The following is a 12667-nucleotide window of genomic DNA, read 5'->3' as shown; positions in this document are numbered from 1 at the left end:
TGTTCTCCGGATTGGCTCAGGACAGATCGAGCACGGTGTCGAGCCTGTAGTCGCGCGCCAGCGCACGCAACTTCTCCCAGGTCGCATCCTCGACCTCGATGCCGTCGCGCAGGCGCTGCTGCTCGCGCAGGCCCTCGATCTCGCCGGGGTAATAGACGCCCTTGCTGCCCTCGGACGGCGGCGTCGATTTCAGATAGCGCGCGAACTCCGCGACCTCGCGCTTGAACTCCTTCAGCGGGCGGAAGGCGGCGACGTTGAACACCGCCATGAAGCACCCGTCATTGTGCCGCCCGGTCGGCTCGACGCCGAAGCCGAGGCCGGTGAGCAGGCCGCAGAGCACCTCGACCATCGCGGCGAGCCCGCTGCCCTTGTAGCCCTCGGTCCCGCCGAGCGGCAGCAATGCGCCGCCCCTGCGGTATTGGGTGGGATCGGTGGTGTGCCGGCCCTCAGCATCGATGATCCACCCCGTCGGGATCTCCTCGCCGCGGGCGACCGCGAGCTGGATCTTGCCGGCGGCCACGGCCGAGGTCGCCATGTCCAGATAGAATGGCGTGTCGAGATCGGACGGCACCGCGATCGAGATCGGATTGGTGCCGAGCCGCGCTTCCTTGCCGCCAAACGGCGCGACGTGCTTCGGCGAGCGGCCGGAATCCGCCGTTGCAATCCCGATCATGCCCTCGCGCATCGCCATCAGCGGGTAGGCCGCGAGGCGTCCGACATGGCTCTGCCGGAACACGGTGCAGGCTGCGACATTCGCCGTCTTCGCCTTCTCGATCGTCAGCGCCATCGCCTTGGCGTTGACGTGGAAGCCGAAACCCCAATGACCGTCGATCACGGTCGTGGTCGGCGATTCCTGCTCGATGGTCCAAATGGCACCGGGGACGATGTGGCCGGCCTTGATGCGGTCGATATAGGTTGGAACCGCAATGACGCCGTGGGAGTCGTGGCCGGCGAGATTGGCGTTGACGCAGCCGGTGGCCACCGCGTCGGCTTCTTCCTCCGAGGCTCCGGCGGCGCGGAGCAGCGCAGCGCTGACGCGTGTGAGGCGGTCGGCCTTGACGACGGGCATGGCGTTCCCTCGGCTTTCGTGCCCTTCACGGGCTGCTTGTTGGAAGCCATCGTCTCAAAGCGGAGCTGCGATATCAATCTCCTGTAAACCAATACAGGGCTGCAAATTCGTAAAGAGAACGCGCCTTTCGTCGAAGCATCCTCCCGCGCAGCGGTATTCCCGGAAGTTTCTCGCTCGGTGTTCGCAGCTCGTTCACTTTGATTGGCGGTTTGCAGCGCGCAATAACGACCACTTAGGCGATCCGCCCCCATAACGTGACCCGGGAAAAAAGGCAGAAATGCCCGGGAGCTGAGATCGTGCCGACGACACTCGCGCGCACCTTTGCGGCGTTGAGCGCCATCAATGAAGCGATCCTCTACGCGAAATCGCCGGATGAGCTGTACCAGAAGGTCTGCGACGCCGGGTTTTCGAGCGGGGACTTTTTGGCCGTGGCCGTATTCCTGGTGGGACCGGACGGCCGGCATCTGCGCTTTGCGGCCGGTTGCGGCGACGATGTTGCGCGGCTGCGTGCGATCGAGATCACCGTCGAAGCCGGAACGCCCGAAGGCATGGGCGTCGGCGGCGAGGCATTTCGCAACCGGAAACTCTGCGTCAGCAACGACTATCTGAACGATCCGCGTTCGCTGGCCTGGCGCGAGGGCGCCGCGAAGGCCAACATTGGCGCAGCTGCGGCAGTGCCGCTGTTCTGCAATGGCAACGGCGTCGGCGTGCTCTACGTGACCCGCAGCGAGGTTGGCTCGCTCAGCGAGCAAATGGTCTCGCTGTTCGAGCGCATGTCGGCCAATATTTCCTATGCGTTGGAGAATTTCGCGCGCGAGACCGCGCGGCACACCAGCGAACGTGCGACGCGGCGGCTCAACCGCATGTTCGGCGCGCTCAGCGCGACCAACGAAGCCATCTTGCGTGCGAAAACCGTGCAGGAGCTGTATCAACTGGTGTGCGACGCCTCGGTGCATGGCGGGAAGTCGCTGGCGACCTTCGTTCTGCTGAAGGAGCCGGACTCCCATTGGCTGACGCCCGTCGCGGGTACCGGTCAAAACATGGAGCTCGTAACCCAGACCCGCTATTCGGTCGATCCCGACAATCCCTATGGCCGGGGTATCTCCGGCCAGGTCTTTCGTTCGCAGAAGCCGCATGTCGAACGCGATCTCGCGAGCCACACCAAGGGGACGCCGTGGGAGCGGATCAACGTCAACACGGGTGTTGCGGCCTGCGTTGTGGCGCCCCTGGTCAGCCGCGGCGAAAGCATTGGCGTCATCCTGTCCTTTCTCAGCCGGTCCTGGGCGAAGGACGACGAAATCGTCGCGCTGATGCTGCGCATCGCCGAGAACGTCTGCTTTGCGATCGACAATTTCGATCGTGAGGCCGAGAAGGCCCGGATTGCCGAGGAGGAGGATCGCCTCGCGCGCATGTACGCGGCGCTGAGCGCTACCAACGAGGCGATCCTGCGCGCGCACTCGCGGGCCGAGCTGTTCGATCTCGTCTGCGAGGCGACAGCGAAGGGCGCCAAGTTCACGACGGCCGCCATCGCGCTGGTCGATCACCATGCCGGGCTGCTCCGCGTCACGGCCTGCTATGGACCCAACGCGGAGACGATCCGCGGCTTCAAGTTCTCCATCTCCGATCAGGTGCCCGAAGGGCGCGGGCTGACGGGAACGGCCTTCCGCACGCGCCGGCCCTGCATCAGCAATGACGTGCTGGCCGACGAGCGGACCAAGCCCTGGCAGGACAATGCCCGCCGCAACGGCATCGGATCCTCCGCGGCGCTGCCGCTGTTCAACGGCGACCGTATCGAAGGGGTGTTTCTCTTCAACTCGCCGGAGCTCGGCACGTTCACGCCGGAATTCGTCGAGCTGCTGCAGCGGCTCCAGGCCAACGTCGCCTTCGCGCTCGAGAATTTCGATCGGGCGGACGAGAAGGCGAAGGCCGAGATGCAGCGCAATCGTCTGCGCGGCATGCTGGAGGCGCTAAGCGCGACCAACGAAGCCATCATGCGCGTGAAGACCCGCGCCGAGCTGTTCGAAGCGGTGTGCGACGCGGCCGTTCTCGGCGGCACGTTCTCGTCGGCCACGATCGCCATGGTCGATCCGACCGGGCAGCGTCTCGACATCGCCGTCACCAAGGGCGAATGCCGCCACCACGTCGGCCAATGGCGCTTCGCGACGTCCGCGGATGAGGTCGAGGGGCGGGGCCTCGTCGGCACCGCGTTCCGGACCAAGGCCCCCAGCGTCGCGAACGAGTTGCTCACCGACGTTCGTGCGAAGCACTGGCGCCGAATCGCGCACGATCAGGGCACGAAATCAGGCGGCTGCTTTCCGCTTTTGAAGAATGGCACCGATGCCATCGGCGTCCTGCTGTTCCTCTCGCCGGATGAAGGCACCTTCACACCGGATCTCATCCAGCTGCTGGGACGCCTCGCGGAGAACGTCTCCTTTGCGCTCGACAATTTCGACCGTGCCGAGGAACGGTCGCGGACCGAGGCGCAGAAGGAGCGCCTGACGCGCATGTTCGCGGCGCTGAGCGCCACCAACGAAGCGATCATGCGTGCCAAGTCGCGCCCCGAGTTGTTCGAGCTGGTGTGCCAGGCGGCATCCACCGGCGGCAAGTTCACCTCGACGACCATTGCCCTCGCCAAGGCCGACAGCGATCAGCTCGAGATCGTCGCGGCCGCGGGACCGTCGGCCGAGACCACGAGGAACGTTCGTCTCTCCATCGATGCCAACCGGCCCGAAGGCCGCGGCATGAGCGGCACGGCGTTCCGCTCCCGCCAGCCCTGCGTCAGCAACGACTATGTCAATGATAGCAGGGTGAGCGCATTCCAGGCCATCGTCCGCAGCGACGGCGCGCGCTCCGGCGCGGCGTTTCCGCTGATCACGCATGACGAGTCCGTGGGCGTCATGATCTACATGTCGACCGAGCTCGACACCTTCACGGGGGAGTTCGTCGAGCTGTTGCGTCGTCTTGCGGCCAACGTCTCCTTTGCGATGGAGAACTTCGACCGCGCCGACGAGAAGAACAAGGCCGACGAGCGCATCGAGTATCTCGCGTCCCACGACAGCCTGACCAATCTGCCGAACCGCGAGACCTTCAACGGCCTGCTGCGCGAGGCTATCGGCACGGCGCAACGCGGCGATCACAAGTTTGCAGTCCTGTTCATCGATCTCGACCGCTTCAAGGTCATCAATGATTCGCTCGGCCACGAGGCCGGCGATCTGCTGCTGCTCGAGGTCGCCGCTCGCCTGCGCAAGGCGCTGCGCACAAGCGACGTGGTGGCGCGTCTCGGCGGCGACGAGTTCGTGGTGATCCTCGACCAATGCGGCGAGATCGACGACGTCCAGCGCATCGCCACCGGACTGCTCGCGGCGCTCGCCGAGCCCATGGAGCTCGCCGGCCACGAGTGCCACACCACGGCCTCGATCGGCATCGCGATGTATCCGGCCAACGGCGCCGACGTGCAGACGCTGACCAAGAATGCCGACATGGCGATGTACCTCGCCAAGGAAGACGGCAAGAACGGCTATCGCTTCTTCTCCAAGGAAGTGAAGACGCAGTCGATCGAGCGGCTGTCGCTCGAAAGCGCGCTGCGCCGTGCACTGGAGCGCGACCAGTTCTCGCTGAACTACCAGCCCAAGGTCGACATGGAGACCGGCCAGATCACCGGCGTGGAGGCGCTCCTGCGCTGGAACCATCCCGATCTCGGCAACGTCTCGCCGGCGCAGTTCATTCCGCTCGCGGAAGAGACCGGTCTGATCGTACCGATCGGCCGCTGGGTGCTGAAGGAGGCCTGCGCGCAGGCCATGGCCTGGCAGCGCCGCGGCCTGTTGCCGTTGTCGATGGCGGTGAACCTGTCGCCGCGGCAATTCGCCGACGAGCATCTATTGCAGGACGTCGACGAGGCGCTGGCGGCCTCCGGCATGTCACCGGTGCTGCTCCAGCTCGAGGTCACCGAGAGCATGATGATGCGCAATGTCGGTCGTGCGCTGAAGGTGCTCGACGCCATTCAGAGCCGCGGCATCCGTCTTGCCATCGACGATTTCGGCACCGGCTATTCGTCGATGTCGCTGATGAAGCATTTCCCGATCGACACGATCAAGATCGACCGCTCCTTCGTGCGCGACCTGCCGCAGGATTCGGAGGACCAGGCGATCGCGCAGGCCATCATCAGCATGGGCAAGGCACTCGGCATGACCGTGGTCGCCGAGGGCGTCGAGAATGCCGAGCAGGAGGCATTCCTGCGCACCCATGGCTGTGACGAGATGCAGGGCTTCCTGATTTCCAAGCCGCTGCCGGCAAAGCAGATGGCCGAGCTGCTGCGCCCGATGGAGCTGCCGGTCGCGCCGCCGCTGCAGCCGGAGACGGACCCGGCCGCGGACGAAGCCGTCGCGCTACGGCTGAAAAGCGCTGTCGTCTGACGGCAGCGGGTGCAGTTCGCGGACGTCGTGATCGGCGGCCTCCGCTTTGCTCGGAAAATCCTGGGGTCCCGTCAGCGAGGTCTGCTCGACGAACAGCGAGAGAACCATGCAGGCGGCGTCGGCGAAGCTTGCGTCGTCGCCGAGGCCCAGCGCGCCACGCCAATTTTTACTCAATGTCGCGCTCAATGGCTCGCGGTCGTCGACCACCGCCATGGCGGGTCCCCACCACCAGGCCGGCGCAGGCGAGCGCTCGCTCTCGGGCACGACATGCCAGCGAACGAACTCATCCATTACGCGCTCGAACGTCAGGCGTGCGGCCTGATGCATGCGTCGATACTCCCTGGATCCGCGCGATATGACGGGCCGACGCGCGGATGTGGTCGTGGCCTTGACGCTCGGAAAAGATCGGCTCGCGCAGTCGGCGGAGCCATGCATGCCGACATCATCGTCGGCCATGCCCGGAATGCGGCCGTCGGCGAAGCGCCGACGGCGGCAGCGAGTATCCATTCTAGCCGCTCGGGAGCGCGGCCGGCAAGACAGGGGCGTTACAGTTGCTTAACGGAGCTTGAGCGGATGCGCCTTCTGGTGCCAGGCCCAGGCGGTCAGGATCACGGTCTGCAGGTCGGAATAGCGCGGCACGAAGTCCAGCACCTTTCGCGCCGCCGAGGGATCGGCAACGAGGTAGGTCGGATCGCCGGCGCGGCGCGCCTTGACGGTGTGCGGCACCTCTCGCCCGGTCTCCTGCCTGATGGCGGTGAGGATCTCGCGCACCGAGAAGCCCGAGCCGGTGCCGAGATTGAAGCTGCCGCCGGCATGTCCGGTTTCGAGGAGCTTCAGGGCCGCGACATGCGCTGCGGCAAGATCGGTGACGTGGATGTAGTCGCGGATCGCGGTGCCGTCGGGCGTGTCGTAATCGTCGCCGAACACGGCGAACTCGACATGACCCTGCAAGGCCATCATGGCCCGTGGAATGAGATGAGTTTCGTTGTCGCGCAATTCGCCGATGCCGCCGGCCGGATCCGCGCCGCTGGCATTGAAATAGCGCAGGCAGAATGCGCCAAAGCCGTAAGCTGCGCGGTAGTCAGCGAGCATGCGCTCTATCATCCATTTCGAGGCGCCGTAGGGGTTGATCGGCGCGCAGGGGAAATCCTCGGGCAGCGCCTTGGAATCGGCATTGCCATAGACGGCGCCGGTCGAGGAGAACACGATGCGATGGCAGCCGGCATTGCGCATCGCCTGGAGCAGCGACAGCGTTCCCTGCACGTTGTTGATGTAATATTTCTGCGGGTCGGTCATGGACTCGCCGACGAGGCTTGCTGCCGCGAAATGCATCACTGCCGCAACCCTGTGATCGGCAAAGGCACGCGCCAGTGTCGCGCCATCCAGCAGATCGCCCGTAACCAGTTCCCCCGACACGAAATTGCGATGGCCTGTCGAAAGATTGTCATAAACGACGGGCCGATAGCCGGCGGCGGCCAGGGCGCGGCAGGCGTGCGAGCCAATATAGCCCGCGCCCCCTGTGACGAGGACGGTCGGTCGATCAGTCATGTCGTTTTCTACTCTTCTCAGCGATTAAATGGCCGGTTCCGGCTGAAGAGAAGATAGATCGCGCGGGGGTTGGTGGTCAAATAACGCCAGAACAGGCGGCGCGGCTCGAGCCAGATGCGCCAGGCCCATTCAAGTCCGATCTTCTGCATCCATCGTGGCGCGCGCGAACGGCTGCCCGACAGGAAATTGAACAGGCCGCCCGAGGTCTTGATAACGCCGACATTGGTCAATAGTGGCGTGAACTCCTCGACGAAGGCCTGCTCGCTGGGCACGCCGAGCGCGACCCATAGAAAATCCGGTGCGAGCGCGTTGATTTCCTCGACCTTGGCCCGCAGTGCCTCGCCACGCAGATAGCCGTGGCTATGCCCGACGATCCTGAGCTTCGGGTACAAGTTCCGGACACGTCCGACCGCCGCAGCGTTCTCTTCCTCGCTGGCGCCGAACATGTAGAAGCTGCGGCCGGAAGCTTCCGCCTTGCGCGCGACGACATGGAACAGGTCCGTGGTCGCGACGCGCTCCGGCAGTGGAAACCAGGACTGCAGCCTTGACGCCGCCACCAGCGGCTGGCCGTCGGCATTGATCAGATCGGCGGCGCGGAACAGGCGATCGGTTTGCGGCTCGGTCGAACAGCGCGCCAGCACTTCGCCATTGGCCGAGGTCAGGTACAGCGGACGGCTGATGCGGTGGCTCGGATCGGTCGCTTCGATCATGAAATCGGCGGTCGCTTCCAGGTCGAGTGCAGCCATGCGGAGGCCGCCGACGGTGATCCGTGGCACCTCGGCGGTCGCGGCCCGGCCTTCCAGATTGAGGCGGCGCTCAAGCATATTGTTTGCCTCGCTGGCGCGTTTGGGTTGCAGGGGTGAGCTCGTCAAGCACGACGCCGACGAGCTTGCTTCCGGTGCCGCCAAGCGCGGCCAGGATCTCTTCCATGCTGTCGTTGATGTCGAGGCTGGTCGGCAGCACCGCCACCAGCGCATCGGTGGCATCGAGCAGCTTGCGGCCGGCGGCTGAGAGCGGCATCGCGGGACCGTCGAGAATGGCGAGGTCGTAGCCGCCGGCCGCGCGCGCCTGCGCGATCGACTTGCGGATGGCATCAGAGGCCTTGCCGGCATCGCTCTCGGTTATCGGAAGAATCGAGATGCCGTTGACGGTCTTGATCTCGCGCACGGTCTTGTTGCCGATCGAGAGCCAGCCACGCTTGCTCGGCTCGCTCTTGCCGGGACGATTGATCCTGCTGGAAAGCGTGTGCGCCTGATGGTCGGCATCGATCATCAGCACACGGCTGCCGTCACGTGCCGCTGCAAGCGCGAAATTCAACGCGGCCACGCTGCGTCCGGCGGTGTCGCCGGTGCCGACCAGGGCCATCACCGGCATGGTCTTGCCGCCGGCGCGGCGGGCCATCGCCGCGCGCATGTCGCGCAAGGCGTTGAGCAGCGTCGTCAGCGGAAATCCGGGCCGGAGCGTCGGCCAGCCGATCCGGGTCAGATCGACGCCGCTGCCGGTGGCAAGAATGGCGCCGAGCGTGCGGATCACATCGGCCTCCTGCAGACGGGCGATCAGCGGCTTCTCGACCAGCGCAAGCGCAGGCGCAGGTGAAGGCGTTGCGGATTCCGGCTGAGGCTGGGGGACGTCGGGCGAGGGCGTACGCGCGCGGCGGCTCGGCTCGGGAGTGGACGCGCCGTTGAACAGATGCTCCGCCGCGACGAACCAGCAGGCTGCGGCAAGCGCGCCGAAGACGAAGCCGATCATTGCGAACAGGCTCATTCCCGGCGGGAACGAGCGGCGCTGGGGCACCGTCGCCTCGCCGATGACGCGGGCCGCCGAGGTGTTCAGGGTCTCCTGCTCCTCGGTCTCGCGCGAGCGCTTGAGGAAGGATTGGTAGACGTCGCGGCTGGCGTCGGCCTCGCGCTCGAGCTCGCGCAGGCGCACGGCGGCCTGGCTGAGCTGCACGCTCTGTCGCTTCTGCACTTCCAGCGCCCGGTTGAGCGAGGCCTCGTAGTCGCGGGCGCGCGTCAGATCGTTCTTGGCGGACAGCGCGAAGCGCTCGATCTCCTCGTTGATGGTGCGCTTGAGATCCTCGACCTGCTTTTCGGTCTGGCGCAACGCCGGATGCCGAGGGCCGAGCTCGGCGGTCTGCTCGGCATATTTCTTGCGGGCATCGGCATATTGCGCCCGCAGGTTTGCGATCGTCGGCGATTGCAGTGCTTCGGGGATCGCGCCTGCATCCGCCGCGGTCCGCTTGTTCGCCTCGATCTGGTCGAGCCGGGCCTGTGCGTCCATCGTCGCCGCGCGGGCCGCGGACAGCCGCTGGTTGCTGGAGGAGAGCTGCTGATCGGAGATCAGCGAGTCCTGGGTGCCGACGAAATTGTTCTGCGCCTTGTAGGTGGCAAGCGCGGTTTCGGCGTTGCGCAGGCGCTCGCGCAGCTCCTTCAGCCGGCCGGACAATTCGCTGGTCGCGCGACGTGCCGCCAGCGCCTGCGAGTTGCGGGACTCCGTGAGGTAGACATTGGTGAGCGTGTTGGCGAGCATCGCCGCCTTCGCCGGATCAATCGACCAGACCTCGATGTCGACGATGAAGCTCTTCTCGGTCTTGCGGATCGTGATGTGCTTGTTCAGCGCATCGAGTGCGGCGAGCTGCACCTCCTTGGCCTCGGTGGCCGAGGGCGCGCGGAGCTGGAGGCCGATCAGGCCGAGCAGGGACGAGGTCAGGGTCTTGCCGTCGCTGCCGCCGAATTCCGGATCCTTGTCGAGACCCGCCTGCTGGATCACCTGCAGCAGCACGCTGTTGGAGGTGATCAGGCGCGCCTGGCTCTCCACCACCATGGACATGCCGGAGACGTCCTGCGCGCGCGGTGTGAGCTCGCGATCGACCAGCTGAAGCTCGCGGGGGTCGACATAGAGCTGGGCGGTGGCGGTGTAGCGGGGTGTCAGGCTCTTGCCGACGGCAACGGCAAGGCACGCGCCGATCAGGGCCGCGGAGGCAATCGCGATCTTGCGCCGCCACAGCAGGTTGACGAGCTCCAGCACGTTGAAGCTGGCCTCGGATCTCCGTTGCGAGGCCTCCGAACCGGTCGGAGACTTGGCCCGGTCTATCGGCTGGCTATAGTCAAGCATAGTCCCCAGCTTTCATTCCAACGGCCGCGGGCTGAGGGGTTACTCTTCGCTCTACGCCTCGCACCAGGGGTATAGGCGCGCAATCAACGCAACAGGGAAAATTAACCATACTCATTGAGGGACTATTCACCGAAATGGCAAACAAAGCGTTTAAGCGCGAGCTGCGATCTGGCGCGTCGTTGTGACGCTTCGGCCGCAGCATTGCCTCGATGATTAACGGTTCGTTACCGTACGCGCCTCGCGGCGCGCGCACGTGCGGCCTCGCAGCGTGGCAGCGGGCCGGCGCGGGCATGACCGTCAGCGCTTTCGCAGGATGACGTGATAGTCGCCGCGGCGGACGTCGGTGCCCCCAGGCAGCACGGCGTTGATCAGCGCGGCGCCGGCGTCGACGAGGGCGGCGAGCAGCGGCTTGCGCTGGCGCATCTCGGGATAGCGCGGGCTCTCGACCTCACGGCGGTAGATCGTCTCCAGACCATGGGCGGCTGCGAAGGCTTCGAGCCTTGGCAGCGTCACCAGCGGATGGAAGAAGGTCGGGAATGGCGGTTCGCCGGGCAGGCCGGCGTTCTTGATGCCGCGGATCTTCCGGTAGAACCAGACATGAAACCAGTGCGGCGAGTACTTGGTGACGACGCCGGACAGCGAGTGCGGGTTCGGTGCGCCGATCAGGATCATTCCGCCGCGCTTGAGCGCGTCGCGGAAGTTCAGCAGCGCCGCCTCGACGTCGGGCAGGTGCTCGATCACGTTGTAGCAGATCACGATGTCGAAGGTTTCGGGGCCGAAGCGATAGGTCTGCACGTCGCCGAGGATCGCCTCGTCGGCGTAGGTGTTATTGCGGACCTGGTCTTCGTCGATGTCGACGACGGTGACGTGACTGCGGCCGAGCACGTCCGTCGGCAGGAAGCTCGAAGAGCCGCCACCGGCCTCGTAGATCGCAAGCCGGCCTTGCGGCAACTCGTGGCGCAGCACCTCGTGAATGCCGAGCAGGCTGTCGCGGGCTTCGCCGGGGACAAGCTGGAGTAGGGCCTGAGTTTGCACGGGAATATTGGAAGCCGTTGCGAAATCGATCGTGGCTGACTTGTTCATTTTTCTTGGACCGCGCTTGTTCGACCTAAATTACAAGAGGAGGCTCTCATGCCCGAATAGCAAAACCGATGCCGCGTCGTGTCACCGGTCGTGGTGCTTACGGCGGGGTTAATGCGGCCATGCGTTAACTACAGCATTGTCCATGTCGGGTTGTTCGCGGGTGATGGACTGCAAATTGCAGTACCACATGCGTAGGACGACACGGGAAAAATACGGGAAAGCGGTTAAACGCGTGGCGATGGGTCTGTATTGCGACACAGCGGCAGCGGGGCGCGCATCCGGCGCCTTGGCTGGTTGCTCATTCTGGGACGGACTTGTCCTGACGGGTTGTGCCGTCGCGGGACGGCGTCGATGAATGCGGTCGGCGCAGGGCTTTCTCAATCAATCTCGGACATCTAGAACGTCATGACGCTGATCCCGACCGACCTGTCCGCCGCGCGGATCTCAGATGCCGTACGCGATCCCTTCAGGGAGATCGCGGCGAGCTCGCGCGTCATCGACCTCTCGGTCGGTATCGTCGTCTGCATTCCCTGCTTCCGCCGCCCCGACCATCTGCGGCTGACGCTGGATTCGCTCGTCAACCAGCGCACGCCTCGCTCGTTCGCGGTGGTGATGGTCGAGAACGATGCGGCAGGGCGCGCGAGCGCACCTGTTGCCGCCGAATATCTCGATGCCGGCAGGCTCCAGGGTATCTGCATTGTCGAGAAGCGGCAGGGCAATTGCCAGGCAATCAATGCTGCCTTCGAGACGGCGCAGGCGCTGTTTCCTGCCGCGACCCGCTTCCTGATGATCGACGATGATGAGATCGCTTCGCCCGACTGGCTCGAGCTGATGGTTCGTACCGCGGAAGCGACCGGGGCCGACGTGGTCGGCGGGCCGGTGCAGCCTGATTTCGACGACGACAGCCAGCCGTGGCTCGCGCGCCATCCTGCCTTCTGTCCTGCCTATGACTATACCGGTGCGGTGCCGATGATCTATGGTTGCGGCAATTGCCTGATCACGCGCGCGGCGTTCGACCGGCTCGGCAGTCCCGCATTCGATCTGCGCTTCAACTTCCTCGGCGGCGGCGATTGCGATTTCTTCACGCGCTGCCGTGACGCCGGCATGATCTTCCACTGGACCGCGGAGGCGGTCATCACCGAGACGGTGCCGCAAAGCCGGACCAGTCTCGGCTGGATCGTCAAGCGGAGCCTGCGTATCGGCGCCATCAACTATCGTGTGCAGATCAAGGCCGCATCGGGCGCGGCGGGACGGGCGCGGGTGTTTGCACAGATGCTCGGACGGTTGCCGCTGTCGCTGCTGCGTTCGGCTGGTCTGCTGACGTCGTCGAAAGCCGTCGTGGCGATGCACCCCGTGCTGGTGGCCGTCGGCTCCGCGCTGGCGGCGTTCGGCTTCGACCCGAAGCCCTATGAGGCCTCGAAGATCGCCTCCTGACGCACGG

The 12667-nt window shown here is 65.3% G+C and carries 8 protein-coding genes; 2 read left to right on the top strand and 6 right to left on the bottom strand.

Annotated elements, in window-relative coordinates:
* Nucleotides 1-16: 16 nt before the first annotated feature.
* Nucleotides 17-1069 (bottom strand): Ldh family oxidoreductase, encoded by a 1053-nt coding sequence (locus XH89_RS33125; protein ID WP_194464490.1) that lies wholly within the window; start codon nucleotides 1067-1069, stop codon nucleotides 17-19.
* 296 nt (nucleotides 1070-1365) lie between these two features.
* Between XH89_RS33125 and XH89_RS33120 the strand changes: the two genes are divergently transcribed.
* A complete protein-coding gene (locus XH89_RS33120) occupies nucleotides 1366-5481 on the top strand; it encodes a GAF domain-containing protein (RefSeq protein WP_194464489.1) in 4116 nt (1371 codons plus the stop codon).
* Here XH89_RS33120 and XH89_RS33115 read toward each other — a convergent pair.
* The 5 genes from XH89_RS33115 to XH89_RS33095 all read right to left on the bottom strand — a co-directional run bounded on the left by XH89_RS33115 (nucleotide 5455) and on the right by XH89_RS33095 (nucleotide 11226).
* Nucleotides 5455-5808: a hypothetical protein gene (locus XH89_RS33115; protein WP_194468705.1), complete on the bottom strand. Its 354-nt coding sequence runs from the start codon at nucleotides 5806-5808 to the stop codon at nucleotides 5455-5457. The two genes, XH89_RS33120 and XH89_RS33115, sit on opposite strands and share 27 nt — an antisense overlap.
* Before the next feature lie 228 nt (nucleotides 5809-6036).
* Complete coding sequence (gene galE, locus XH89_RS33110) at nucleotides 6037-7029, bottom strand: UDP-glucose 4-epimerase GalE (protein ID WP_194464488.1); 993 nt, start codon at nucleotides 7027-7029, stop codon at nucleotides 6037-6039.
* A 17-nt stretch (nucleotides 7030-7046) separates the two neighbouring features.
* Entirely contained in the window at nucleotides 7047-7853 is an 807-nt protein-coding gene (locus tag XH89_RS33105; protein WP_194464487.1) for a WecB/TagA/CpsF family glycosyltransferase, read from the bottom strand.
* Complete coding sequence (locus tag XH89_RS33100; RefSeq protein ID WP_194464486.1) at nucleotides 7846-10143, bottom strand: exopolysaccharide transport family protein; 2298 nt, start codon at nucleotides 10141-10143, stop codon at nucleotides 7846-7848. The genes XH89_RS33105 and XH89_RS33100 overlap by 8 nt, the downstream gene beginning before the upstream one ends.
* A 297-nt stretch (nucleotides 10144-10440) precedes the next feature.
* A complete protein-coding gene (locus tag XH89_RS33095) occupies nucleotides 10441-11226 on the bottom strand; it encodes a bifunctional 2-polyprenyl-6-hydroxyphenol methylase/3-demethylubiquinol 3-O-methyltransferase UbiG (RefSeq protein WP_194464485.1) in 786 nt (261 codons plus the stop codon).
* Between the two features lie 405 nt (nucleotides 11227-11631).
* On the opposite strand from XH89_RS33095, the gene XH89_RS33090 reads away from it, so the two are divergent.
* Complete coding sequence (locus XH89_RS33090; protein ID WP_194464484.1) at nucleotides 11632-12660, top strand: glycosyltransferase family 2 protein; 1029 nt, start codon at nucleotides 11632-11634, stop codon at nucleotides 12658-12660.
* The last annotated feature ends 7 nt before the right edge of the window (nucleotides 12661-12667 follow it).

The sequence above is a fragment of the Bradyrhizobium sp. CCBAU 53340 genome, from assembly GCF_015291645.1.
Taxonomy (GTDB): Bacteria; Pseudomonadota; Alphaproteobacteria; order Rhizobiales; family Xanthobacteraceae; genus Bradyrhizobium.
This window is presented reverse-complemented; position numbering and strand designations above follow the sequence as displayed.